The organism is Mesorhizobium sp. M0563 (genome assembly GCF_040321065.1).
Classification (GTDB): Bacteria; Pseudomonadota; Alphaproteobacteria; order Rhizobiales; family Rhizobiaceae; genus Mesorhizobium.
In genome coordinates this window covers 113,408-139,382 of sequence record NZ_JAMYQV010000007.1, presented here as the reverse complement: position 1 = coordinate 139,382, position 25,975 = coordinate 113,408, and the positions used below count along the sequence as shown (strand labels likewise).

21 protein-coding genes are annotated in these 25,975 nt (G+C 63.4%); 11 read left to right on the top strand and 10 right to left on the bottom strand.

The window, feature by feature from the left end:
* The first annotated feature begins 114 nt into the window (after nt 1-114).
* From NKI50_RS12170 to NKI50_RS12160, 3 genes are all read left to right on the top strand, one after another.
* Nucleotides 115-1,896: an alpha,alpha-trehalose-phosphate synthase (UDP-forming) gene (locus NKI50_RS12170; protein ID WP_352482652.1), complete on the top strand. Its 1,782-nt coding sequence runs from the start codon at nt 115-117 to the stop codon at nt 1,894-1,896.
* Entirely contained in the window at nt 1,893-2,735 is an 843-nt protein-coding gene (otsB, locus tag NKI50_RS12165; RefSeq protein ID WP_023717704.1) for a trehalose-phosphatase, read from the top strand. Before NKI50_RS12170 ends, otsB begins: the two co-directional genes overlap by 4 nt.
* 128 nt (nt 2,736-2,863) lie before the next feature.
* On the top strand, nt 2,864-4,321 hold the full coding sequence (locus tag NKI50_RS12160; protein WP_352482653.1) for an NCS1 family nucleobase:cation symporter-1: 1,458 nt from the start codon (nt 2,864-2,866) through the stop codon (nt 4,319-4,321).
* 30 nt (nt 4,322-4,351) lie between these two features.
* On the opposite strand, the gene NKI50_RS12155 is transcribed toward NKI50_RS12160, so the two are convergent.
* From NKI50_RS12155 to tpiA, 5 genes are all read right to left on the bottom strand, one after another.
* Nucleotides 4,352-4,891, bottom strand: a complete 540-nt coding sequence (locus NKI50_RS12155; RefSeq protein WP_023717705.1) for a DUF1697 domain-containing protein — start codon at nt 4,889-4,891, stop codon at nt 4,352-4,354.
* An 11-nt stretch (nt 4,892-4,902) separates the two neighbouring features.
* Complete coding sequence (gene pyrG, locus NKI50_RS12150; protein ID WP_352448839.1) at nt 4,903-6,531, bottom strand: CTP synthase; 1,629 nt, start codon at nt 6,529-6,531, stop codon at nt 4,903-4,905.
* Between the two features lie 146 nt (nt 6,532-6,677).
* The gene (locus NKI50_RS12145) at nt 6,678-7,799 is read right to left on the bottom strand and encodes a L,D-transpeptidase (RefSeq protein WP_023717706.1); all 1,122 of its coding nucleotides are present in this window, start codon (nt 7,797-7,799) and stop codon (nt 6,678-6,680) included.
* Between the two features lie 199 nt (nt 7,800-7,998).
* Nucleotides 7,999-8,445, bottom strand: a complete 447-nt coding sequence (gene secG, locus NKI50_RS12140) for a preprotein translocase subunit SecG (protein ID WP_023717707.1) — start codon at nt 8,443-8,445, stop codon at nt 7,999-8,001.
* A gap of 163 nt (nt 8,446-8,608) precedes the next feature.
* Nucleotides 8,609-9,376 (bottom strand): triose-phosphate isomerase, encoded by a 768-nt coding sequence (gene tpiA, locus NKI50_RS12135; RefSeq protein WP_023717708.1) that lies wholly within the window; start codon nt 9,374-9,376, stop codon nt 8,609-8,611.
* Between the two features lie 142 nt (nt 9,377-9,518).
* On the opposite strand from tpiA, the gene NKI50_RS12130 reads away from it, so the two are divergent.
* The 5 genes from NKI50_RS12130 to NKI50_RS12110 are packed head-to-tail and all read left to right on the top strand — an operon-like array spanning nt 9,519 to nt 14,949.
* Nucleotides 9,519-11,411: a SurA N-terminal domain-containing protein gene (locus tag NKI50_RS12130; protein WP_023717709.1), complete on the top strand. Its 1,893-nt coding sequence runs from the start codon at nt 9,519-9,521 to the stop codon at nt 11,409-11,411.
* Nucleotides 11,408-12,418, top strand: coding sequence for an anthranilate phosphoribosyltransferase (gene trpD, locus NKI50_RS12125; protein ID WP_023717710.1), 1,011 nt, complete (start codon nt 11,408-11,410; stop codon nt 12,416-12,418). Before NKI50_RS12130 ends, trpD begins: the two co-directional genes overlap by 4 nt.
* 4 nt (nt 12,419-12,422) lie before the next feature.
* The gene (gene trpC, locus NKI50_RS12120; RefSeq protein WP_023717711.1) at nt 12,423-13,235 is read left to right on the top strand and encodes an indole-3-glycerol phosphate synthase TrpC; all 813 of its coding nucleotides are present in this window, start codon (nt 12,423-12,425) and stop codon (nt 13,233-13,235) included.
* Nucleotides 13,236-13,237: 2 nt separating this feature from the next.
* On the top strand, nt 13,238-13,744 hold the full coding sequence (gene moaC / locus NKI50_RS12115; RefSeq protein ID WP_023717712.1) for a cyclic pyranopterin monophosphate synthase MoaC: 507 nt from the start codon (nt 13,238-13,240) through the stop codon (nt 13,742-13,744).
* Nucleotides 13,744-14,949, top strand: a complete 1,206-nt coding sequence (locus NKI50_RS12110; protein WP_352716620.1) for a molybdopterin molybdotransferase MoeA — start codon at nt 13,744-13,746, stop codon at nt 14,947-14,949. Before moaC ends, NKI50_RS12110 begins: the two co-directional genes overlap by 1 nt.
* A 7-nt stretch (nt 14,950-14,956) precedes the next feature.
* Here the strand turns inward: NKI50_RS12110 and NKI50_RS12105 are convergent, their stop codons facing one another.
* Both NKI50_RS12105 and kynU read right to left on the bottom strand, forming a co-directional pair.
* The gene (locus tag NKI50_RS12105) at nt 14,957-15,787 is read right to left on the bottom strand and encodes a hormone-sensitive lipase (protein WP_352482663.1); all 831 of its coding nucleotides are present in this window, start codon (nt 15,785-15,787) and stop codon (nt 14,957-14,959) included.
* 95 nt (nt 15,788-15,882) lie between these two features.
* A complete protein-coding gene (kynU, locus tag NKI50_RS12100) occupies nt 15,883-17,130 on the bottom strand; it encodes a kynureninase (protein WP_023717715.1) in 1,248 nt (415 codons plus the stop codon).
* 471 nt (nt 17,131-17,601) lie between these two features.
* On the opposite strand from kynU, the gene lexA reads away from it, so the two are divergent.
* The gene (gene lexA, locus NKI50_RS12095) at nt 17,602-18,333 is read left to right on the top strand and encodes a transcriptional repressor LexA (protein ID WP_084642503.1); all 732 of its coding nucleotides are present in this window, start codon (nt 17,602-17,604) and stop codon (nt 18,331-18,333) included.
* On the opposite strand, the gene NKI50_RS12090 is transcribed toward lexA, so the two are convergent.
* Complete coding sequence (locus NKI50_RS12090) at nt 18,327-20,792, bottom strand: ComEC/Rec2 family competence protein (RefSeq protein ID WP_352482667.1); 2,466 nt, start codon at nt 20,790-20,792, stop codon at nt 18,327-18,329. The two genes, lexA and NKI50_RS12090, sit on opposite strands and share 7 nt — an antisense overlap.
* Before the next feature lie 96 nt (nt 20,793-20,888).
* Here NKI50_RS12090 and gltX point away from each other — a divergent pair, with 96 nt between their 5' ends.
* On the top strand, nt 20,889-22,310 hold the full coding sequence (gene gltX, locus NKI50_RS12085) for a glutamate--tRNA ligase (protein ID WP_023717717.1): 1,422 nt from the start codon (nt 20,889-20,891) through the stop codon (nt 22,308-22,310).
* Between the two features lie 178 nt (nt 22,311-22,488).
* Nucleotides 22,489-23,817, top strand: coding sequence for a citrate synthase (gene gltA, locus NKI50_RS12080; RefSeq protein WP_352716617.1), 1,329 nt, complete (start codon nt 22,489-22,491; stop codon nt 23,815-23,817).
* A gap of 95 nt (nt 23,818-23,912) precedes the next feature.
* Here the strand turns inward: gltA and lpxB are convergent, their stop codons facing one another.
* Together lpxB and NKI50_RS12070 are read right to left on the bottom strand one after the other, a co-directional pair.
* On the bottom strand, nt 23,913-25,079 hold the full coding sequence (gene lpxB / locus NKI50_RS12075; RefSeq protein ID WP_352716615.1) for a lipid-A-disaccharide synthase: 1,167 nt from the start codon (nt 25,077-25,079) through the stop codon (nt 23,913-23,915).
* Nucleotides 25,069-25,971 carry an LpxI family protein gene (locus tag NKI50_RS12070; protein ID WP_023717720.1) on the bottom strand — a complete coding sequence of 301 codons (903 nt, stop codon included), beginning with the start codon at nt 25,969-25,971 and terminating at the stop codon, nt 25,069-25,071. The genes lpxB and NKI50_RS12070 overlap by 11 nt, the downstream gene beginning before the upstream one ends.
* Nucleotides 25,972-25,975: the final 4 nt, after the last annotated feature.

Genomic DNA, 25,975 nt, shown 5'->3' with positions numbered 1-25,975 from the left:
GCCTCTTTGTGCGTTGCAAAAATGGGCGGCGTGGGAACTGTTGTTGTCGCACGGCAGCGAACCAGAAAAACCAATAAAAACGGCTATCGGCGGCCGGAGGCGAGATCACATTCCATGTCAGATTATACTGTAGACCTGCTCTGGGTTTTGCTGATTGCAAGTTTTGGCTTTTCCGCTTTTGCCATTCTCCTATCGATATCCCGCCAGCGCCGCGGCCGCGCAACGGCGGCCGCATACACGCCGAGCGAGGATGTCGCATCGGAAGCGGCACGCAAGGTGCTGCGCGAGTTCGAAAAGAACGGCCAGTCGGCCGACGCGGCGCTGGTCACATGGTCGCCCGACACATTGCGTAAGATCCTGGCCGACGACCTGCCGGACGCACAGGTCATCGTCGTGTCCAACCGCGAACCTTACATCCACAACATCAAGGATGACGGGGTCCAACTTCTGGTGCCGGCCAGCGGGCTGGTTTCGGCACTCGAGCCCATCACTCGCGCCTGTGCCGGAACCTGGATCGCCTATGGCGGCGGAACGGCAGACCGTCTCACGGTCGACAAGGACGACCGGGTGCAAGTGCCGCCAGGCAATCCGTCCTACACGCTGCGCAGGGTCTGGCTGACGGAGGAGGAATATCAGGGCTATTATCTGGGCTTCGCCAATGAGGGCCTATGGCCGCTTTGCCATATCGCCTTCACCCGCCCGATCTTTCGCGCCTCGGACTGGGACGCCTACGAGGCCGTCAACCGCAAGTTCGCCGATACGGTGGTTGCCGAAGCACGCAACGAGCGGCCGATCGTGCTGGTGCAGGACTACCACTTCGCGCTGCTGCCGCGCATGATCCGCCAGCGCCTGCCGGACGCCATCATCATCACCTTCTGGCACATCCCGTGGCCCAATTCGGAAGTGTTCAGCATCTGTCCGTGGCGTGAGCGGATCCTGGAGGGATTGCTCGGCAGTTCGATCATCGGCTTTCATACCCAGTTCCATGCCAACAACTTCACCGAAAGTGTCGACCGCTTTCTGGAGAGCCGCATAGAACGGGCCGACGCGGCGATCTCCTATGGCGGACAGACCACGTTGGTCCACGCCTATCCCATTTCCATAGAATGGCCGGCCCAATTGCTGGCAAGTTTGCCGTCTGTCGAGGAGTGCCGCGCCCGTGTCCGCGATAGATTCGGCCTGTCTGCGGAGACCAAACTATGCGTTGGCGTCGAGCGCCTCGACTACACGAAAGGCATTCTCGATCGCTTCCATGCCTTGGACGAATTGTTCACCAGATATCCCGAATGGATAGGCAAGGTGGTTTTCCTGCAGATCGCGGCGCCGAGCCGGGGGACATTGCCGGCCTACCAGCAACTCCATGACGAATGCCGCCGCTGTGCCGAGGAGCTCAACCGGCGCTATGGCAGCGAGACATACAGCCCTATCCTGATGGTCGCCGAACATCATCGGCAGGAGCAGGTCTACGAGGTCTATCGCGCCGCCGACATCTGCATGGTCACCAGCCTGCATGACGGCATGAACCTTGTCGCCAAGGAATTCGTCGCGGCGCGCGACGACGAACAGGGCGTGCTTTTGCTCAGCACCTTCGCCGGCGCCTCGCGCGAATTGCTGGAGGCACTGATCGTCAACCCCTACGATGCAGCCATGATGAGCGAGGCGCTGTTGCAGGCGCTGACGATGACGCCGGAAGAGCAGCGCGAGCGTTTGCGGCCGATGCGCGAGATGGTCCGCGACAATAATGTCTACCGCTGGGCCGGCAGCATGTTGCTGGATGCCGCGCGCCTGCGCAAACGCGGCGATCTCGACAGGGTGACCGGAACTGGCGAGCGCCCGCCGTCGAACACCAACAACGTCATCTCGATGTTCGAGCGGGCACGGAAGGCAGCGTCGTGAAAAGCTTTGAACAACCGCCGGCGCCGGACCTGCCGGAAGGGCAATGGGCGCTCTTCCTTGACATCGACGGAACCCTGCTGGAACACGCTGCCCATCCCGACGCGGTGTCGGTCGGCGAGGAATTGCGCAATCTGCTTGGGCACATCGAGCAGCGGCTGGATGGTGCGGTCGCCTTCATCACCGGCCGCTCGATCCCCGCTGTGGACAAGCTGTTCCACCCGCTGAAGCTGAGGATCGCCGGCCTCTATGGGCTGGAGCACCGGCTGACGCCGACGGGTCCGATCGATGCCGCCGACGCGCCTGCCGACATCGCCGCCCTTGCCGACGAGATCGAGGCCGAACTGGGCAGCGGCAAGGTCTATGTCGAGCGCAAGGGTCCGGTCCTTGCCGTCCATACAAGAGCAGCGCCGCAACTGCTTGCGCCGGCAATCCAGTTGATCGAACAGGCATTGGCCCGGCTTCCGAAGGGTTATCGGGTGCTTCCCGGAAACGCCGGCGTCGAGCTCATGCCTCTGGAAGCCGTCAAAGGTGCTGCCATCCGGCGTTTCATGGACATTCCGCCCTTTGTCGGCCGGCGGCCGATATTCCTCGGAGACGACACATCGGACGAACACGGTTTCGAGGCCATCAACGAAATTGGCGGCATCTCGATCCGCGTGAAGCCGAACGGACCGACGGCCGCAACCTATGTCCTCGATGGCGTGACCGGCGCAATAGCCTGGCTCGGGGCCAATTTCGAAGTCTCGCCGGTCTCCGGTGCTCGACCGGCCGACAACAAGGCAGAGACCGAATCAAGGGCGAAGCTCAATATCGCAGCCACGGCAGCGTCCGGTCGATAAGCGCGTTTCTCATTGAATATCTTTAAGCCCAAAGCCGGCAGATCGTCTGCTTGCCGGTTCCCCTGCGTCAGGCTTAACCTGCGTGCCACGCGTGGAGGCGCGTGCGGTAACAAGGGGAGGACATCTCTATGACCATACAAGGCGCATCACCGGACCTGTACAATGAGGATCTCGCTCCGGCGAAGGTTCGAAACTGGGGACCGTTCTCGATCTTCAACGTCTGGACGTCGGACGTCCACAGCCTGTGGGGCTACTATCTCGCTGCCAGCCTGTTCCTGTTCTGCGGCGGCTTCGTCAACTTCATCATCGCCATCGGTATCGGTTCGCTGATCATCTATGCGTTGATGAACATGGTCGGCTATGCCGGCGTGAAGACCGGGGTGCCCTACCCGGTCCTGGCGCGCGCCTCCTTCGGCATCTGGGGCGCCAACATACCGGCGCTGGTGCGTGCCATCGTCGCCTGCTTCTGGTACGGCGCGCAGACGGCGGCGGCCTCCGGCGCGATCGTAGCCCTGCTGATCCGCTCGCAATGGTTCGCCGACTTCAACCAGAGCACACATTTCCTCGGCCACTCCGGGCTCGAGGTGATCTGCTTCGCCGTCATCTGGGCGCTGCAGCTCCTGATCATCCAGAGGGGCATGGAAACGGTGCGCCGCTTCCAGGATTGGGCCGGACCGGCGGTGTGGGTGATGATGCTGATCCTGGCGATCTATCTTTGCATCAAGGCAGGCACCTTCGCCTTCACCAGCGACATCCCGATGGATGTGCTGCTGGAAAAGACCAAGGACGCGGGCGTGCCGGGCACGCCGGGCTCCTGGACCTCGCTGTTTGCTGTGGCGGCGATCTGGGTGACCTATTTCTCAGCGCTCTACCTCAACTTCTGCGATTTCGCCCGTTATGCGCCGGACAAGGCATCGCTGCGCAAGGGCAACATCTGGGGCCTGCCGGTCAATCTCATCCTGTTCTCGCTGGTCGCCGGCGTCACCACAATCGCCGCCTTCGACGTCTATGGCGAGGTGCTGCTGCATCCTGACCAGATCTCGGCGAAATTCGACAGCTGGTTCCTGGCGGCGCTCGCGGCCCTGACCTTTGCCGTAGCGACGCTTGGCATCAATGTGGTGGCAAACTTCGTGTCGCCGGCCTTCGACTTCTCCAACGTCTTTCCACGTCAGATCGACTTCAAGAAGGGCGGCTACATCGCGGCGCTGATCGCGCTAGTGCTCTATCCCTTCGCGCCCTGGGAAGGCAGTGCCGCCTCCTTCGTCAACATCATTGGCGCGACGATGGGGCCGATCTTCGGCGTGATGATGGTCGACTACTACCTGATCCGGAAGGGCGAGGTCGATGTCGAGGCGCTCTACAGGGAGAATGGCGAATTCCGCTTCCAGGGCGGCTGGCATGTCAATGCCTTCATCGCCGCCGGTATTGGCGCGGTCTTCTCGTCGATCCTGCCCAACTTCACCGGCCTGCTGCCGTCCTGGTGGGGCGTCTATGGCTGGTTTTTCGGCGTGGCAATTGCCGGCGTCATCTATTACGTGCTGCGTACGATGGCACTCGGCGCCTGGGCCAAGATGGCCAAGGCCTAAACGGATTCGGGGCGGCGCAAGCCGCCCCGTTCATTCTGCGACCATCTCGGCCAGGCGGCGCACGGTGTTCCAGTTGCGCGACGTGCCGATGCCGAGGCGTTTGTGGCTCACCGCCGCAAGCAGCCGCGAACTCGGCGTCTCGCGCGAAAAGACGATCCAGATGTCGCCGCCGACCGCCTGCAGCTTTTCATTCCTGCCGATATAGGCCTGCAGCGCAGAGACCGCATCGGGGGAAACAGGCGCCCGCATCACGCGCACCGCCACCTGGTCCGCGGCTTTAGCCGATTCGGCTGGGAACGGATTGCCGGCCGCCAGCCTCAGCCAGCCGTCGGCGCGGCGCACGATGATGTCGACATGGCGGCCAAAAGTCTTTGCGAACGCCGCCTCCAGCCGCTGCTCCAACGCCGCGAGTTCTGTCTCCTGCGCCTCGAAGACCAGATTGCCGGTCGCCACCAGTGTGCGCGGGTTGTTCAGGCCCAGGCCTTCGGCCATCGCCTTGAGATCGGACATGACGACCCGCCGCCCCTCGCCCAGGATGATGCTGTAGAGCAGCGCGACGTAAGTTCGCATCGGCGGCTAATCTAGACCAGCCGCGACTGCTCTACCGCCGCCTCGATGAAGCTGGCAAACAGCGGGTGCGGATCGAGCGGCCGGCTTTTCAACTCGGGATGATACTGCACGCCGATGAACCAGGGATGGTCGGGATATTCGACCGTTTCCGGCAGCACGCCATCCGGCGACATGCCGGCAAACACCAGGCCGCAATCCTCGAGCCGCTCCTTGTAGTCGACATTGACCTCATAGCGGTGGCGATGGCGTTCGGAAATCTGCGTATCGCCATAGATCTCGGCGATCTTCGATCCCTTGGCGAGGTCGGCCTGGTAGGCACCGAGCCGCATGGTGCCGCCGAGGTCGCCGGTTTCCCTGCGCTTTTCCAGCATGTTGCCCTTCAGCCATTCGGTCATCAAGCCGACGACCGGCTCCTCGGTTGGACCGAACTCGGTCGATGATGCGTGCTCGACGCCGGCCAGCGAACGAGCCGCCTCGATGCAGGCCATCTGCATGCCGAAGCAGATGCCGAAATACGGCACCTTGCGCTCGCGCGCGAACTTCGCCGCCAGGATCTTGCCCTCCGAGCCGCGCTCGCCAAAACCGCCGGGGACGAGAATGCCATGGACCTTTTCCAGCCACGGCGCCGGGTCTTCCTTCTCGAATATCTCGCTTTCGATCCAGTCGAGCTTGACCTTGACCCGGTTGGCGAGGCCGCCATGCGACAGCGCCTCGATCAGCGATTTGTAGGCATCCTTGAGGCCGGTATATTTGCCGACGACGGCGATAGTCACCTCGCCTTCCGGATTGTGGATGCGGTTGGACACCGCTTGCCATCGTTCCATGCGCGGCTTCGGCGCCGGATCGATGCCGAAGGCGGCCAGCACTTCCGAATCCAGCCCTTCATTGTGATAGGCCATCGGCACGTCGTAGATATGCGGCACGTCGAGCGCCTGGATGACGGCGCTTTCTCGCACGTTGCAGAACAGCGACAGTTTTCTGCGCTCTTCCTTGGGGATCGGCCGGTCGGCGCGGACCAGCAGGATATCAGGCGCAATGCCGATGCCGCGCAACTCCTTGACCGAATGCTGTGTCGGCTTGGTCTTCAGTTCGCCCGCCGTCGGAATGTAAGGCATCAAGGTCAGGTGGACGTAGACGGCGTTGTTGCGCGGCAGGTCGTTACCGAGCTGGCGGATCGCCTCCAGGAACGGCATCGCCTCGATGTCGCCGACGGTGCCACCGATCTCGCACAGAACGAAATCGTAGTCGTCATTGCCGTTGAGGACGAAGTTCTTGATCTCGTCGGTGACGTGCGGAATGACCTGCACGGTGGCGCCGAGATAGTCGCCGCGCCGCTCACGCTCGATGATGTTCTTGTAGATGCGGCCGGTGGTGATGTTGTCCTGCTGGTTGGCCGAGCGGCCGGTGAAGCGTTCATAGTGGCCAAGATCGAGATCGGTCTCGGCCCCATCATCGGTCACGAAGACTTCGCCGTGCTGGTAGGGCGACATCGTGCCGGGATCGACATTGAGATAGGGATCGAGCTTTTTGATGCGTGCGCGATAGCCTCGCGCCTGCAAGAGAGCCCCAAGGGCCGCTGCAGCAATGCCTTTTCCAAGTGAGGAAACCACGCCGCCTGTGATGAATACATATCGCGCCATGGGAGTCATCGCTTAACGCGGCCGAATTGATTCCGCCAGAGAAAAAACCGCCGCGAAGGCTTTTTCCCAAGAAGGCGCTCTGGTCATGGACGTATCAAAACAAAAGGGCCGGCGAGGCCGGCCCTTTTGGCACGATCTGTAAAGCGTCAGATGATGACTACCTTGGTGCCTACTTTCACCCGGCGGTAGAGGTCCATGACGTGCTCGTTGATCATGCGGAAGCAGCCATTGGAGGCGCTGGTTCCGATCGACTGCGGTGCAATGGTACCGTGGATGCGCAGATGGGTATCCTTCTTGCCATCGTAGAGATAGATGGCGCGCGCACCGAGCGGATTGTCGCCGCCGCCGGGCATACCGTCCTTGTACTGCCCATAATGCTTGGGTTCGCGCTTTTGCATATCCAGCGTCGGAATCCAGCGCGGCCATTCCTGCTTGTCGCCGACGGCAACCGTCCCCTTGAACTGCAGGCCTTCGCGGCCGACCGCAATGGCATAACGGCGGGCGGTTGACGATGATTCGACGAGGTAGAGACGGCGGGCGCTGGTATCGATGACGATGGTGCCGGGGTTGTAGCCGGTGAATTCGACCTCCTGCGGCACGAATTCCGGCTTGACCTTGAACTGGCGCTTGGCCTGCTTCCTTTCGAGCGCGGCGTCGAGCGCGCGCGTCTCAGGAAGCAGCGACATCGATGAAGAGGATGTGCCGCCGAACAGTCCCGCGAACAGCCCGACGCTCTGCGGCTTCTGCCCGACCGGTTCGCTGCGCAATTCGCCATTGTTGCCGGTCAGCGCAACGTTCATGGCCTCGGCCGGGATCGGCTCGGCCGACTGGATCGGCGCGATGGGTGCGATCGGTTCGATGATGTTGACGGTCTTCTTCTTGGCCGGCTTGGCATCAGCCACCTTGACCGCCGCGACCGGCTGGCTCTCCTTGGCAAGGAATGCCTGCCGTTCCGCATCGGCCTTGGCTTTCGCCGCCTCGCGCATCGCCAGCTTCCTGGCTTCGAGTGCCTTGGCGCGAGCGGCTTCCTTGTCGGCTGCGATCTTGGCTTCGATCTTGCGGATCTGCGCAAGGTCGTCCGGCGTCGGATCTTTCTTCTTCTTGAGAAGCTTCAATTGCGCCGCATCGCTTTTGGCAGCGACGTTGACGACGTCAGTTGTTGTCGCGGCTTTATGAGCCGAATTTGCCGTCGGCATAGCCGCGTAAGCGGGCGCACCTAGGCTGAGCACGGCACAAAGGCCGGCAAAAATGAAGCTGCGAAGCTGCATGGGGAAGATCCGATCGTTCAATGCTTGTTGCCCACGACGTCGCCCGGCGCCCCCCAAGGACGCCGAAAATGCCGCGCGCAATGTATAATCGATTAGCCGGAAGCGCCTCAAGCGTAGGGCGCGGTCGAATCTTCGTGATTGTGCGGCATTTGCCGCGACTGTGTTCAAACGACAACAGATCGCGGCATCAGATGCCCGATTACTGGTTGGGGACCTGCGGCGTGGCCGGCGCGGTGGCGCCGTTTGTCGCTGGCGGCGTCGCCGGGGCTGTTGCCGGAGGCGTCGTTGCCGCGCCATTGCCGGACGGCGGGGTCGGCGCCGTGTTGCCTGAAGGCGGCGTCGTGGTGCCGGGCAATTGGTTGAGTACGCCCTTGCCTGCCCCGTCCGAGCTCGCCGGGACGCGATCGAGAATGTCGATCGGCTTCTCGCCATAGCGCGCGACGATCGACAGTGTCAGCGAAGTGACGAAGAAAGCCGCGGCCAGGATCGCTGTCGCCCGCGTCAGCGCATTGGCGGCGCCACGCGCGGTCATGAAGCCCGATCCGCCGCCGATGCCGAGACCGCCGCCTTCGGAGCGCTGCAGCAGCACCACGCCGACAAGCGCGAGCACGACCATGAGGTGGACGACGATCAGTACGGTTTCCATAATTTATCCTGGCAAGGCCTTGCGCGGCCGCTGATTTGGAGGCGGCTCAATACAATGCTTTGACGGCATTTCCAAGCCCGTGGCCGGAATATGGGAAGCAATGCGTCCTTTGCAACGATTCTGGCGCCGGCCGTCCGCTCAAATCCGGCAAGCAGTCCCGGTATCAAGCGATGTTTCGATAGGCTTCCGCGATGCCGAGGAAGTCCGCTGCCTTCAGGCTGGCGCCGCCGACCAGCGCGCCGTCGACATTCCTGACGCCGAGCAACTCGACGGCGTTGGACGGCTTGACCGAGCCGCCGTAGAGAATGCGCATCTTGGCCGCCGTATTGCCAAGCTTCCGCGCCAGTTCTTCACGGATATGCGCATGCGCCTCGGCGACGTCGGCGGCGGTCGGGGTCAAGCCGGTGCCGATCGCCCATACCGGCTCATAGGCAATGACGCTGTTGGACGCCGTGGCGTTTGGCGGTACCGAGCCCGCAACCTGGCGCGACAGCACGTCAAGCGTGGCTCCTGCTTCGCGTTCGGCTCTTGTCTCACCAATGCAGATGATAGCCACCAGCCCGGCGCGCCATGCGGCGGAGGCCTTGGCCTGCACTATGGCATCGTTCTCCTTGCGATCAGCACGGCATTCGGAATGGCCGACGATGACATGGCTGGCGCCTGCATCCTTCAGCATCTCCGCCGAAATACAGCCGGTATAGGCGCCGCTTTCCTCGGTGTGGCAATCCTCACCACCGGCCCGGACCGGCGTGCGCGACAGAATCTCGGCGGCGTGCGCAAGCAAGGTCGCCGGCACGCAGACCACGGCTTCGGTCTCGGCGTCGAGCCCGCTCATGAAGCCGTTGCCGATCATCCTGAGCTCGTTGAGCGAGGCGCTGGTCCCGTTCATTTTCCAGTTGCCGGCGACGAGCGGGCGGATTCCAGGCGTCATGGGATTTGTTTCTCCGGGCAATTTCCAGCTGGCTCTCACTATCAAAATCAGGCCACAAAGCAATCGACAGTGAGCAGGAAGGGCGCTATTGCGCTTGTTTCAGACTCGGCGCATGCGAAATGCGCAAAAATCGGAAGTACTCATGCTTGGTATGTTGAGAAGCGCGGCGGGGACCTGGGTCGCGAAACTGCTGCTGTCATTGTTGGTGTTGAGCTTCGCCGTCTGGGGCATCTCGGGGCGGCTGATGGGCGGTCTTGCCGGCCATGACGCCGTGATTACGGCCGGAGGCACCAAGGTCTCGATCAACGAATACCGCCTCGCCTACGATCGCCAGCTCAGCGTAATGTCGCAGCAATTCGGCCAGCGCATCAGCCGTGAGCAGGCGACGGCGCTCGGCATCGACAACCAGGTGCTGGCGCAACTCGTCTCGGGCGCCGTCCTCGACGAGCAGGCCCGCAAGCTCGGCCTTGGCCTGTCCAAGGACCGGCTGGCCGAACTGACCCGCGAAGACCCGGCGTTCAAAGGGCCTGGCGGAACCTTCGACAGGCGAACCTTCGAGTACCTGCTCCGGCAGATCGGCATGCGGCCGGAGGACTATCTGAAAAACCGCGCCCAGGTGGCGGTCCGCCAGCAGATCGTCGAGGCGGTTTCGGATGGCCTCAAAGCCCCGGATACATTCTTCAAGGCGGTCGCGCTCTATCGCGGCGAAGATCGCACAATCGACTACCTGACCTTGCCGAAATCGCTGGTCGAACCGATAGAAGCGCCGTCCGACAGCGTGCTTTCGGCCTATTTCGGGGAGAACAAGAAAACCTACGCCGCGCCCGAATACCGTAAGTTCTCCTATGTCAGGCTCGAACCGGAAGACATCATGGATTTGAGCGCAGTGACCGATCAACAGGTCAGCGACGACTACAACAAGAACAAGGCGCGCTACACCACGCCCGAGATGCGCACCATCGAGCAGCTTGTGTTCAAGACGCCTGATGCTGCCAAGGCGGCGCTCGATTCGCTCAGGACCGGCGCGACCTTCGACAAGATCGTCGCCGCCGAAGGCAAGACGCCGGCCGACACCCTGCTCGGCACGCTGGCCAAGGACAAGATCGCCGACAAGGCGGTTGCCGATGCTGCCTTCAAGCTCAACGCCAATGAAGTCAGCCCGGTCGTACAGGGCGCCTTTGGCCCCGTTCTGCTGCGCGTCACCGAGATCAAGCCCGAAGTGGTGAAGCCGCTGGCCGAAGTGTCCGAGCAGATCCGCAAGGATCTGGCACTGGGCGAGGCAAGTCGCATCTTGCTGGACGTGCACGACAATTACGAGGATACTCGCGCCTCCGGCAGTTCGCTCGCTGAGGCAGCTGCCAAATTGAAGCTGAAGGTCGTTACCATCGACGCCATCGACCGCACCGGCCGAAGGCCGGATGAAAGCATCGTCAAAGACCTGCCGGAATCGCCGGCGCTCATCAAGGCGGTGTTCGAATCCGAACCCGGAACCGACAATGAAGGCCTCACCACCGCCGATAACGGCTTCGTCTTCTACGACGTGAGCGCGATCACGCCGGCCCGCGACCGCACGCTGGACGAAGTCCGCCAGAAGGTCGTGGCCGACTGGACCGCGGCGGAGACCACCAAACGGCTTACCGCAAAGGCACAAGAGCTCGAGAAGCGTCTCAAGGCCGGCGCCACGCTCGAGGTGATCGCCGGTGAGCTCAAGCTCGAAAAGCAGACCAAGCGCGGTGTCAAGCGCGATGCTGACGACGTCGATTTCGGCAAGGAAGGGGCCGCCGCGATGTTCGGCGTCGGCGAAGGCGGCACCGGGCTAATCCCCTCGCCCACGGGCGACGGACAGATCCTGTTCAAGGTTGCCGAGGTATTCGAGCCCGCCGGGGCCGACGCCAACTCAGTACCCCAGGACGCGCAGAAATCCTTCACCTCCGGTATGTCCGACGACCTGCTCGACCAGTTGGTGGCGCAGTTGCAGACGCAATATGACGTCCGCATCGATCAGACGGCCGTAACCCAAGCCCTGGCCAGATGAGCGCGCTGAAGATCCACATCGCCAAGGTCGCCGCCGGTAGCGCTCTTTCCTTCGAGGAGGCGCGCGAGGCCTTCGACATCATCATGTCCGGTGACGCCACCCCCGGCCAGATCGGCGGCTTCCTGATGGCATTGCGGGTGCGCGGTGAGACCGTCAGCGAGATCGCCGGCGCCGTCGCCACCATGCGCGCCAAGATGCTGCGCGTCGAAGCCCCCGAGGGCGCCATCGACATTGTCGGCACCGGCGGCGACAATTCGCACAGCGTCAACATTTCGACCGCATCCGCCTTCGTCACCGCCGGCAGCGGCGTGCCCGTCGCCAAGCACGGCAATCGCGGACTGTCCTCGCTGACCGGCGCCGCCGATGTTCTGATCGCGTTGGGCGTCAAGATCGACATCCCTCCGGAGACGATCGGCCGCTGCATCCACGAGGCCGGAGTTGGCTTCATGTTCGCGCCGGCGCACCACCCGGCGATGAAGCATGTCGGCCCGACCCGGGTCGAGCTCGGCACCCGCACCATCTTCAACCTGCTGGGTCCGCTTTCCAATCCGGCCAGTGTCAGACGGCAGATGGTCGGCGTGTTCCTGCCCGAATGGATCATGCCGGTGGCAGAAACGTTGAAGGAGCTTGGTGCCGACCATGCCTGGGTCGTCCATGGCGACGGTTATGACGAGATCACCACCACCGGCGAGACGCAGGTCGCCGAATTGGCCGGCGGCGAGATCCGCAGCTTTGTGCTGACCCCGGAAGCGGTCGGGCTGAAGCGTCACACCAAGGACGAGTTGCGCGGCGGCGACGCCGCCCACAATGCCCAGGCACTGCGCGACATGCTGGGCGGCGCCGCTGGCGCCTTTCGCGACACGGTGCTGATGAATGCCGGCGCCGGGCTGGTGGTGGCCGGCAAGGCGACGACACTTGCCGACGGCATGGTGACGGCGGCGCAGGCCATCGACAGCGGCCGCGCGCTGAAAGTGCTCGACAGGCTGGTCGAGATTTCGAACGGTTAGAACTATGTCCGACATCCTGCGCAAGATCGAGGCTTACAAGCGCGACGAGATCGCGGCGGCCAAGGCGCAAGTGCCGTTTGCCGAGATCAAGGCACGGGCAACGGACGCCGAAGCGCCGCGCGGCTTTCTTTCCGTCCTTGAAGCAAAGCGCCAATCCGGCAGGTTCGCGCTGATTGCCGAAATCAAGAAGGCTAGCCCATCCAAAGGCCTGATCCGCGCCGATTTCGATCCGCCGGCGCTGGCCAGGGCCTATGCGGAAGGCGGTGCCGCCTGTCTTTCGGTGCTGACCGACGCACCCTCTTTCCAGGGGGCGCCCGCGTTCCTCAGCGATGCGCGCGCTGCCGTCGAGTTGCCTGCCTTGCGCAAGGATTTCCTGTTCGATCCCTATCAGGTCTACGAGGCCAGGGCATGGGGCGCCGATGCCATACTGATCATCATGGCCAGCGTCGACGACGCGTTGGCAAGAGAACTCGAAGCGACAGCTTTCGGGCTCGGCATGGACGCGCTGGTCGAAGTGCATGACGAGGCTGAGATGGAACGCGCGCTGCAGCTGTCGTCGCGGCTGATCGGTATCAACAACCGCAATCTCCGGACCTTCGAAACCAGCCTCGAGACCTCGGAACGGCTGGTCGCGATGGTGCCCGCCGACCGCCTTCTGGTCAGCGAGAGCGGTATCTTTTCGCATGACGATTGCCGCCGGCTTGAGCGGAGCGGCATCGCCACTTTTCTGGTCGGTGAGAGCCTGATGCGTCAACAGGACGTGGCCGCTGCAACGCGCCTGCTTTTGACGGGCAAGGCGCCGGCAGAGGCGATCTGAGGATGGCGGCCGCCCTCACCCATCTTGGCGCGCGCGGCGAAGCCAACATGGTCGATGTCGGCGACAAGGCTGAGACGGTGCGCACGGCAGTCGCGGAGGGCTTCGTGTCGATGCGGCCCGAGACGCTGGACATGATCCTCGCCGGCGATGCCAAGAAGGGCGACGTGCTCGGTACCGCGCGTATCGCCGGCATCATGGCGGCCAAGAAGACGCATGAACTGATCCCGCTCTGCCATCCACTGCTGCTGACCAGGATATCTGTCGATATCGAGCCGGACGCAGCTTTGCCCGGCCTGAAGGTCACAGCATTGACCCGCGTCACCGGCAAAACCGGCGTTGAGATGGAGGCCCTGAGCGCCGTCTCGGTCGCTTGCCTGACCATCTACGACATGGCCAAGGCGGTCGACCGCGCCATGGTCATCTCCGGCATCAGGCTGGTTGAAAAGACCGGCGGCAAATCCGGCGACTACAAGATCACCGAAGATGGGGTCACCGAGGCAGGCCGCTGATGGCGCTGGTCCCAGTTGCTGAGGCGCTCGAGCGCCTGTTGGACGGCGCAGCTGCACTGCAGGGCGAACGCGTCGCGCTGCTGGATGCCGCCGACCGCGTGCTGGCGGAGTCGGTTGTGGCGCTCCGCACCCAGCCGCCGTTCAACGCCTCCGCCATGGACGGCTATGCCGTGCGGGCGGCTGATATCGCGTCCTTACCAGCAAAGCTTTCGGTGGTCGGCATGGCGCCGGCCGGAAGCGGCTTTGCCGGGACGGTGCAGCAGGGGCAGGCCGTCCGTATCTTCACCGGCGCGCCGCTTCCCGAAGGCGCCGACACCATCGTCATCCAGGAGAACGTCCGCGATCTCGGCCGCGGTGTCGTCGAAGTGACGGAGCCGACGGTGCAGGGGCGAAACATCCGCCGCCTCGGGCTCGATTTCGCCAAAGGCGACGTCCTGCTGCACAAAGGCCGCCTGCTCGACCCGGCGGCCTTGTCGCTGGCGGCATCGGCCAACCACCCCGAGGTCGGCGTGGTCAAAAGGCCGTTGGTCGCCATCATCGCCACCGGCGACGAATTGCTGCCGCCGGGCAGCGAGCTTGGCCCCGACCAGATCATCTCCTCCAACGCCTATGGTGTCGCCGCCGCCGCACAGTCGGTCGGTGCGCGAGTGCTCGACCTTGGCATCGCGCCGGACCGCAGGGAGGCGATCGCTGCGCTGGTGGAAAAGGCCGTGAAGGCTGGCGCGAACGTCATCGTCACGCTGGGCGGTGCCTCGGTCGGTGACCACGATTTCGTCCATGACGTGCTGACCGGGCAAGGCATGACTCTCGATTTCTGGAAGATCGCCATGCGGCCGGGCAAGCCGCTGATGTTCGGGCGGCTGGGCGACATTCGCTGCATCGGCTTGCCCGGCAATCCGGTGGCGAGCCTGGTCTGCACCCAGCTCTTCCTGAAGCCGCTGCTGGCGCGGCTCGGCGGCCGCGCCTTTCAGCAGGATATGCGTGAGGCACGGCTCGGCGCTGCCATGCCGGCCAACGATCTCAGGCAAGATTATGTGCGGGCTGTTGTCACAGACGACGCCGGTACGCTCGTGGCGACGCCGTTCGGCATCCAGGACTCCTCGATGCTGAAAATGCTGGCCGATGCCAACGGGCTGATCGTCCGTGCGCCGTTCACGCCCGCCGCGGCGGCGGGCGCCGCCTGCGACGTGCTGATGCTACGCTGAACCTGCCTCACTCCGAGATCAAGGTCCGGGTCAGCGGATGGTCTGGATCGGCCAAACCGTCGATGATGTTGAAATGATGCCGGTCAGGCTCGACCACCGAACTGGTCGCGGCACCCAGGCCGATCCAGATATTGGCCAGCAACGCGCTCTGGCGCAGGAATTCGGCGCGCTCGCCGCCGCCGGCCCAGCAGGTCAGGCGGGCCTTGTCCATCGGGCGCAGCAGCACCGGGCTTTCGGCCTGCGCCTCGGCCTCATCGATCGCCAGCGTCTCGTTCATGCCGGTGCGCATGATCGGGCGCAAATCGTGCACACCCGAGATCGATACGACATGGCGAATGCGCCGGACAATTTCGGGCGCCAGCGGCGTCGTCGTCGTAACCATCCGGCTAACAAGATGGCCACCGGCCGAGTGTCCGGTCAGCATCAGCGGCCCTGCGACCATCCCCGCCGCCTTGCCGATCGCCGCGCCGACTTCCTTGACGATGCCGCCAATGCGCATCTGCGGACAGAGCGTGTAGGACGGCATCGCCACGGCATAGCCGCGATCAACAGCGCCAGCGGCAAGATGCGACCAGAAACTCTTGTCGAATGCCATCCAGTAGCCGCCATGGACGAACACCACGAGCCCCTTGGGCTTGGTGGCCGGCAGGAAAAGATCGAGCCGGTTGCGTGGGCCATCGCCATAGGCCATGTCGAGCCGCGCCCGGCCCTCGGTCGAAAGCACGTCGCGAAAAACCCGCGCGGGCTCGACCCAGGCCGCCGGCCAGCGATCGCTGCCGGCTATGTTGGCGCCGTTGGCATAGGCGTTGTCCCAATCGGCAATGTGACGTTCGAACACCCTGCGCCCTCCCCTGGCAATATGGCCTTGCAACGACCGTGAGCATCGCGCGGCGCGTCGTCGCCAGCCTCACGATTCCAGCTCTCGCATCAATCTCAAGTGACAGCCGCCTTGATGGCGAAGCGCGCATCCTTCCACGCACCGGTGCGCAGGATGTCCTCAAGCACTTCGACGGCCTGCCAGACATCGGCATAGCCGACATAGAGCGGGGTGAAGCCGAAGCGCATGGTCGATGGGGCGCGAAAATCGCCGATCACGCCACGTTCGATCAGCGCGCGCATGATCTGGTAGCCATGCTCGTGCATGAATGAAATCTGGCTGCCGCGTTTTTCCCCGTCGCGCGTGCTTTCGAGCGTTAGCCCGTAAGTGCCGCACTTTGCCTCGACAAGCTCGATGAACAGATCGGCCAGCGCGATGCTCTTCTTGCGCACCGCCGTCATGTCGACATCGTTCCAGATGTCGAGCGCGCCCTTCAGCGTGCGCATAGACAGGACCGGCTGGGTGCCGCACAGAAACCGGCGGATGCCGGTGCCGGCCGCATAGCCTGGCTCGAAGGCGAAGGGCCGTGCATGGCCCCACCAGCCGGTGAGCGGCTGCTGGATGTCGGCAAGATGCCGCTCAGCCGCATAGATGAAGGCAGGCGCGCCCGGTCCGCCATTCAGATATTTGTAGGTGCAGCCAACGGCAAAATCGGCGTTTGCCGTGTCGAGCTCGACTGGCATCGCACCGGCGGTGTGGCAGAGATCCCAGACGATCATCGCCCCGGCTTCCTGGGCCCTGCGCGTCAGCGCCGGCATGTCGCGCAGTTCGCCCGACTTGTAGTTGACGTGGTTGACCAGCACCACGGCGGTGCGTTCGTCGATCAGCTCTTCGATGCTCGGCGCGTCGACCCCCGAGAGGCGCAGCAGCGTATCTTTTCGCGTCGAAACCACACCCTCAGCCATGTAGAGGTCTGTCGGAAAACTGTCGCCCTCGGCGACGATGACCTGCCGCTCCGGCCGCATGGCCATGGCGGCGTGCAGCAGCTTGTAGATGTTGACCGATGTCGTGTCGCAGACCACCGTCTGGCCGGCCGCGGCACCGATCAGGCGCCCGAGCTGGTCGCCAAGTTCGAGCGGCATGTTGAACCAGCCGGCCGTGTTCCAGGCGCGGATGAGATCATGCGCCCATTCTTCGGTCACTGCCTTGCTCAATTCATCGAAAGCGGCACGCGAAGCGGCCCCTAGCGAATTGCCGTCGAGATAGATCACTCCTTGCGGCAGCACAAAGCGGTCGCGCATCGCGCGCAGCGGATCTGCAGCATCCATCGCCCTTATGGCCACGAGATCGGGAATTCCTGTCATGATTTGTCTGCTCCCCAAGATTCACCGCAACGCCGGACACGCATCGACGGCATCCATCGGTCACGAGCGGTTCTCCATTACCTGGTATCGCGCAGCAAGGCTCCACCGGCGACAAGTTGCCTGACCATGCGGTGGAAACCAGGAGCCAAGCCAACCCAAGGTTGGCGTTTTGAGTTCGTTTCGTTCACGGTGCATTGACCAAACCGCACAGTCGATACGGCTTCAATTCCGTGCCCCTTTGCCGGCTGACGGCCGATACCAGTGCCGCCTTCTGGAAACCCAGAGGCCGCAAACGAAAGCAGAATCAAGGCGATGAGGCCCGCGGCGGTGAAAATGCAGCGTCCCGGTTTGGCGAGTGGTATCGTTACCCGAGCCCTAACACATTCATTAAACTTTAAACAGTTGCGGAACACAACTGGAACAGATAGTGTTTGTTCTGGGTTTGTTTTTCTGATTCTGTTGGGGGTCGCTATGCTGACACGCAAACAACACGAACTGCTTATGTTCATCCACGAAAGGCTGAAGGAAAGCGGTATCCCGCCCTCCTTCGACGAGATGAAGGAAGCGCTCGACCTGGCTTCCAAATCGGGAATCCACCGGCTGATTACGGCGCTGGAGGAGCGCGGCTTCATTCGCCGTTTGCCCAACAGGGCCCGTGCGCTGGAGGTGCTGCGCCTGCCCGATTCGATCGCCCCCGGCCTCAATGCGGCACGCAAGTTCTCGCCGAGTGTCATCCAGGGCAGTCTTGGGCAAGGTCCTCGGCAAGGCAAGCCGACATCGTCGCGCGTCCCTGCAGCCGGCAATGACGACGATGTCGTCGCCGCCGTGTCTATCCCGGTGATGGGCCGCATCGCCGCTGGTGTGCCGATCGATGCCATCCAGCACCAGACTCATTCGATCTCGGTGCCGCCGGACATGATCATGGGCGGCGAGCATTATGCGCTCGAGGTCAAAGGCGATTCGATGATCGAGGCTGGCATTTTCGACGGCGACACGGTGATCATCCGCAATGCCGATACGGCGAGCCCCGGTGAGATCGTGGTGGCACTGGTCGACGAGGAAGAAGCGACGCTGAAGCGGTTCCGCCGCAAGGGCGCCTCGATCGCCCTGGAAGCCGCCAATCCGGCCTACGAGACGCGCATCTTCGGACCAGACAGGGTCAAGGTGCAGGGCAAGCTCGTTGGGCTGATCCGCCGCTACTGAGCTGCGCCCTTGGCGCCGGCTTTTGGCTTGTCGGCTCTGCGGTATGGCGGCATGCCCCGCGCCGCGCGTGAAAATTTCCGCTGCACGTGCCAGGGCCGGTATGATTTTTCGACGGCGAAGCGGATTTCGGCGCGTGTTGCCGCTTGTGGATCGAAATAGACGGCCGCACTTCCCGCGCGCGCCAGTTGCCGTTTGGTGACGACGAGGACCAGCCGGTCGTAGTAGCAGGGATTATGGGCGGTGGCGTCGTCGATGACGATCAAGCTGGCAAAGGCGCAGGCTGGCCGTGCAGTATCGCGGTCATTGGCTAGCGCGATGATCGCGCCGGATGGATGCCTGGCAAGGCAGAGACCGTCCGTGCAAATGAACGGCATGCCCGGCGGTAAGTCGGCCGGATCGGCAATGTCGAATTGCGGATCGTTCTTTCCAGGTGTTTCCGGCGCGACGATAGCCTCTGATGTGAGCGCGCGTTTCCAGTTGTCGATGGTGAACTCATTCGGGCGTGCCCGGTTGACCGCGAGTTCACCGCTGCCGATCGGCAGCGCGACGAGCCGTGCGTCCTCCGAGATCAATACATCGGGTACGCGCGTCTGCGTTGTCGTTAGCAAGCCGGCGAGCGCAAAAGGAAGGGCCACGAGCCGCAACCAGGTCGTCGCCATGCTGGCAATGACGAGGGCGATCGTCACCAAAAGGACAGATCTCAGCGAAATCAGCCCGACCGCATCGATCGGCGAGCGCTCGGAGATCCACCCGGACAGGGCGATCATCGCCGTCAGCCCCTTGCCCATCACGTAGAGGAAAGGCCCATCCGCGCCGAACGGCATCGCCAGCGCACTGAGGACGGCGAAGGGCATGACGACCAGTGAGACGATAGGCATGATGGCCAGATTGGCGAACAGGCTGAGCGGCGCCACGCGCTGGAAATGCCATATGGCGAAAAGCGCCGTGGCGCTCCCTGCAATGATCGAGGTCATCGCCAGGCCGCCCATGCCCAGCAGTACCTTTCTAGTGGCAAAGCGTAGCGGCGACCGCCGGGGCGGCGGCGTGGTGGCCCCGCCGGCGCGGTAATCGGACCAGCCTGCATAGGCGCCGACAAGGGCCGCCGTCGCGGCGAAGGACATCTGGAAGCTCGGACCGACCACCTCGTGCGGCGACACCAGAATGACCGCGATGGCCGAGATCGCCAGGTTGCGCATGGTGAGCGCGGCCCGGTCGAACAGCACGGCGATAAGCATCACCGCCAACATGATGAAGCTGCGTTCGGCCGCCACCACAATGCCGGAAAAGACGAGGTAGGCCGCAATCGAAAAAAGCGCGGCGGCCGCCGCGTATTTCTTGACCGGCCGTCGCGATGAGAAATCGGGAAACAGCGCAAAGGCGCCGCGCAGCAGCGCCATAATGGTGCCGGCGACCAACGCCATATGCAGCCCCGAGATGGAGATGATGTGGTAGATGCCGGTACGCCGCATCGCTTCGTTGATCTCCTCGGGAATGCCGGCGCGCACGCCGACGATCAGCGCAGCAGCAATCTCGCCCTCGGCGCCGCCGATGCGGCTGCGGATATGGTCGGCGATGGATTCGCGCGCGTCTTCGATCGCGGAAGAAAGCCGCGCGGCAAACGGCATGCTGCCCGACGACACGACTTTCGGATTGCCGAGAAAAAAGCCGCTGCCGCCGATACCGGCAAAATAGCTGTCGAAGGAGAAATCATAGCTGTCGGGCCGCACCGGCCCGGTCGGCGGCAGCAGCCGCACATAGCCGGCGATCTCGGAACCGGCGGTCAGCTCAGCCGGTATTTTCATCGCCGAAACGCGGACCCGTTCCGGCATGTAGCGCAGTGTCGGCCTGGCGGTTGAGATCACATCGATCGTCAGCCTGATGCGGCCGCTCGCCATGGGCTCGAACGATACGACGCGACCCGTGAGGCGCGTCGAGATTTCGGAACCGAGCATATGCGTTCCGACACGCCAGGTCTCGACCTTGGCGGCAAGCACGCCAAGCGCGCAGAGCAACGCCGCCATGAAGCACAGGCGGGTTCTGGGCCACGACCGCGAGGCGACGGCACAGAGGGCTGCCAAGGCGACGATTGCGATCGGCTGTGGAAAGGCCGGCTCCACCGCCAGCGCAAAATATACGATCACCCCGCATGCGAGGAACACCGGCACCAGCAGGAAGGCGACCCCACGGTCGAGCTCCAGGCCGACCGCCGAGGTTACGCCGTTGCGGATACGGGACGGTGACGGGAGGCGGAAACGCCGGCGTAGGCGCACGATGGGCTCGGCCGCGGGCACGAGAACCGTTGCTGGGTCGCTCGCCGGCAGCGACGGGGCATCAAAGCGTGGAACCGGCAGCAATGCCGGTGCCGGCAGGACAGGCACGGGCGCGGCAAACAGCAAGCGTTCGCTGACGCCGCTGCCAACGTCCTCGCCCTCGCCCGCACCACGGCCTCGCACAGCCATCGGGTCTGCCCCTTGCGCCCTCGACCTCCTATGCTACATGAACGCGCAACGCGCGAAAGTCCGCAAACCCACTTCCTTCGCCTGCCTGAGAGTTCCATGCCCGACAAGGTCGTCACCCGTTTTGCCCCCTCGCCCACCGGCTATCTGCATATTGGCGGGGCGCGCACGGCGCTGTTCAACTGGCTGTATGCCAAGCACACAGCCGGCACGATGCTGCTGCGCATCGAGGACACCGACCGCGAGCGTTCCACCGATGCGGCAACCGCGGCCATCCTCGACGGGCTTTCCTGGCTTGGCCTGACATGGGACGGTGAGCCGGTGTCGCAGTTCGAGCGTGCGCCGCGCCATCGCGAGGTGGCCGAGGAACTCGTTCGCATGGGCAAGGCCTATTATTGTTACGCGACGCCTGCCGAGTTGGAGGCAATGCGCGAGAGCGCACGAGCCAAGGGGCTGCCTCCCCGCTATGACGGCCGCTGGCGCGACCGCGACCCCTCCGAGGCGCCGGCCGGCGCCAAGGGGGCGATCCGCATCAAGGCGCCGACAGACGGCGAGACGGTTGTGCATGACCGCGTCCAGGGCGACGTGCGCTTTCCCAACAAGGATCTCGACGATTTCATTATTCTGCGCTCGGACGGCAACCCGACCTACATGCATGCCGTCGTCGTCGACGATCACGACATGGGCGTCACCCACATCATCCGCGGCGACGACCATTTGACCAACGCCGCCCGCCAGACGGTGATCTACCATGCCATGGGGTGGGAGGTGCCGTCGATGTCGCATATCCCGCTGATCCACGGTGCCGACGGCGCCAAGCTGTCGAAACGGCACGGTGCGCTCGGCGTCGAGGCCTATCGCGCCATGGGCTACCTGCCGGAGGCGCTGCTCAATTATCTGGCGAGGCTTGGCTGGAGCCACGGCGACGATGAGATCATGTCGATCGCCAACATGATCGCATGGTTCGACATTGGCGACGTCAACAAGGGCGCCGCCCGTTTCGACTTCGCCAAGCTCGAGGCGCTGAACGGCGTGCACATGCGCCGCATGAACGACGCGGCGCTGCTCGACATCTTCATCGCCACTCTGCCCTATCTCGACGGCGGTCCGGCGATCGCAGCTAGCCTCGACGACAGACGCAAGGCGCAATTGCTTGCCGCTTTGCCAGGCCTGAAGGAGCGCGCCAAGACGCTGGTCGAACTTGTTGAAGGGGCTGCATTCCTGTTCGTCGAGCGGCCGATGCCGGTCGACGAGAAGGCGGCGGCGCTGCTCAGCGGTGAGGCGCGCGCGATCCTGCGGGGCGCTCATGCGGCACTGGCCACGATTTCGGACTGGTCTGCCGCCTCGGCGGAAGCCGCGATCCGCGACTATGCGCAGGCCGGCGGCCACAAACTCGGCGCCGTGGCCCAACCTCTGCGCGCCGCGCTCACCGGCAAAAGCACCTCGCCCGGCGTCTTCGATGTGCTGGCCGTGCTTGGCCGCGAGGAAGGCCTGGCGCGGATTGCCGATCAAATCGATTAGGAAACTGGCCCAAGAAGATTGGCATTGAAAGGTGTGTTTCGCAGTGCAACATTGGGTCTTGGCCTAATCTGGCGCGCAGATTCAATTGCGGGCGCAAATGTGCGTATTCCGATGCTTTTGACGTGTTGGGTTCAATGTTTTGCCGTTGCCGGCCTGAGGAAACAAAAAGGAGTTTGCTATGACCGAACCTGCGACAAAGATGGAATTTGGCGGCAAAACCCAGGCGTCGACGGCAAAACTGGAACTCGACGGCAAAACCCATGAATTCAAGATACGAAGTGGTTCGGTAGGACCTGAAGTCATCGACATCGGTTCGCTCTACAGCACCACCGGCGTATTTACCTACGATCCCGGTTTTACGTCGACGGCGAGCTGCGAATCGGAAATCACCTTCATCGATGGCGATGCCGGTATTCTCTTGCACCGCGGCTACCCGATCGACCAGCTGGCCGAGCACGGCGACTTCCTCGAAGTCTGCTATCTCTTGCTCTACGGAGAACTACCGACCAAGGCGCAGAAGGACGATTTCGACTACCGGGTGACGCGCCACACCATGGTGCATGAGCAGATGTCGCGCTTCTTCACCGGCTTCCGCCGCGATGCGCATCCGATGGCGGTGATGTGCGGCGTGGTCGGCGCGCTGTCGGCCTTCTATCACGATTCCACCGATATCTCGGACCCTTATCAACGCATGGTCGCCTCGATGCGGCTGATCGCCAAGATGCCAACGATCGCGGCGATGGCGTATAAATACCACATCGGCCAGCCGTTCATTTATCCGAAGAACGAACTGAATTTCGCAGCCAACTTCCTGCATATGTGCTTCGCCGTGCCTTGCGAGGAATACAAGATCAATCCGGTGCTGGCGCGCGCGATGGAGCGCATCTTCATCCTGCACGCCGACCACGAGCAGAACGCCTCGACCTCGACCGTCCGCCTCGCCGGCTCGTCGGGCGCCAATCCCTTTGCCTGTATCGCTGCCGGCATCGCCTGCCTGTGGGGTCCTGCACATGGCGGAGCCAACGAGGCAGCCCTGAACATGTTGGGCGAGATCGGCCATGTCGATCACATCCCGGAATTCATTGCGCGCGCCAAGGATAAGAACGATCCGTTCCGATTGATGGGCTTTGGCCACCGCGTTTATAAGAACTACGATCCGCGCGCCAAGATCATGCAGAAGACCGCGCACGAAGTCCTGGGCGAGCTCGGCATCAAGGACGATCCGCTGCTCGACATCGCCATGGAGCTGGAAAAGATCGCGCTGACCGATTCCTATTTCATCGAGAAGAAGCTCTACCCCAACGTCGATTTCTATTCCGGCATCACGCTGAAGGCGCTGGGCTTCCCCACTACCATGTTCACCGTGCTGTTCGCGGTTGCCCGCACCGTCGGCTGGATCGCGCAGTGGAAGGAGATGATCGAGGACCCGCACCAGAAGATCGGCCGTCCGCGCCAGCTTTATACCGGTGCGCCGGAACGGGATTACGTGCCGATCGCGAAGCGGTGAAGGTAGCGAGTAGCGAGTAGCGAGTAGCGAGTAGTAGCTGAAGCAGCTTGGCTGTTACGGCCAGCACCATTTCCTATTCGCTACTCACTACTCGCTCACTTCCTCACCATGCCCATCACCACCCCCGCCGCCATCTCGCCTGACGGCTTGTCGGTTGCCATACGCCCGGCGATTTCGGCAAAACCGTCCTTCTGCCAGGCGCGGTAGGCGGTATCGGAGAATAGCGCCTCCAGCTGGCGCGCCAGATAATGCGGACGCACATATTGGTTGTAGTGTTCCGGCACGACCGGCCGGTCGGCGATGAGATTGGGCAAGGCTGCGCTCCAAACTTTGATCAGTCCCTGCGCCATGCGCATGACCGGATCGAGCCGGTAGCAGGAGATCATCGGCACGCCCGCCAGTGCCAGTTCCAGCGATACCGTCCCCGACGCGATCAGCGCCGCATCGGCCTTGCCGAAGGTCTGCCATTTGCGTTCGGCATCAAGGATGATCTCCGGCTTCTCGTTCCAGCTCGCGACCGAGGTCCTGACCAGGTCGGCGACGTGCGGCACCGTCGGCAACAGCAAGCGCAAGCGGTGCCCGCGCGCCCGCAGGATCGATACCGTTTCGCCGAACGGCCCGACCAGGCGCCGCACCTCGCCGCGACGCGAACCGGGCAATACAAGCAACGTTTTCACACGGTCGGCGGAGAGGTCACGCGGCTGCGCCTGCGCCCTGGCGGCACTGACTATGCCCGGATCGTGTGCAAGGCGATGCCCGACATAGGTGCCGGGCGGCCCGCCCAGGCGAGCGAGTTCCTTCACCTCGAACGGCAGGATACAAAGAATGTGATCGACATATGGCTTCATTGCCGCCGCCCTGCCCGGCCGCCAAGCCCATACGCTCGGGCAGACATAGTGGACGATCGGGATCGTCGGATCGGCGGCGCGCACCTTCTTGGCGACGCGCAGCGAGAAATCCGGACTGTCGATGGTGATAAGGCAGTCGGGCTTTTCATCGACAATCGCGTTTGCCGTCTGGCCGATCCGCCGCATCAGGCGCGGCAGGTCGCGCAGGATAGCGCTAAGCCCCATCAGCGCGATCTCGCTGCCGTCGAACAATGGCGCCAAACCGAGCGCCTGCAAATGGCGGCCGCCGATGCCTACGAGCCGAACTTCGCGCCCGGTCATGCGCTTTAACGCCTGCACAAGGTCGGCGCCAAGCAGGTCGCCGGACTCCTCGCCGGCGACGACGGCTATCTTCAACGGCTGCTCATTCGCCATGCGCCGGCTCCGCAGCAGGCAGGCCGATCACGAACAGGCCGAGTGCATTGGCACGCCCGATGGTGGCAGGACCTTCGAGCACCAGCGAGCGGCCGGCTTCGACGGCAATGCCGGCCAGTCCGGCGGCATGCGCCGCCTCGACGGTCAGAGGGCCAATGGAGGGCAGATCGGCACGCAGTTCCTGACCGGGCTTGGCGCATTTGACCAAAACACCACGGCTCCTGCCAGCCAGCCTGCCGTGCCCGCGTAATTGTTTTGTCCGCTCGAGCAGCCCGTCTGTGCCCTCGACGCCTTCCAGCGCGATGGCGCGGCCACCAACCGCAACAGCCGCCTGGCCAATATCCAGCGCGCCGATAGCTTTTGCTGCAGCGTGCGCCGCCTCGATGTCGCGCCAGTCGGATTTGCGTGGCGCCATCTTGGTCAGCGGGCCTTCAGCGGCGACCAGTTCCGGCACGATCTCGTGAGCGCCGACAACCTTGATGCCGCTGCGCTCGATCCTGCGCACGAACAGTTTCAGCACCGTATCGTCCCCCCGGGTTACACCGACGAGAAGGCTGGGTAGCCAGGCGAGCAGGCCCAAATTGAGGCGCATGGCGCTCAGCCTGGGGCGGCGCGTAATATGTCCCGCGGTCACCAGATGCGTAACGTGATGCCGCTTGAGCATCGGCAGCAGCGAGCCGACGTCCTCCAGCCTCAAGCTTGCCTGCTCATAGGGCTCGAAATCGACTATGCGGTCGACCTCGCCCGCCGCCATGACGACGAAGGGAGGTTTGCCTTGCCGGGCGAGCGCTCGGGCAATTTCGACCGGGAGACTGCCGCCGCCGGCGATGATGCCGACCTTGGCATCTGGCGCGAGATCAAGGCCCTTTCCGGCAGCCTCAATCTTCGTCATCTGC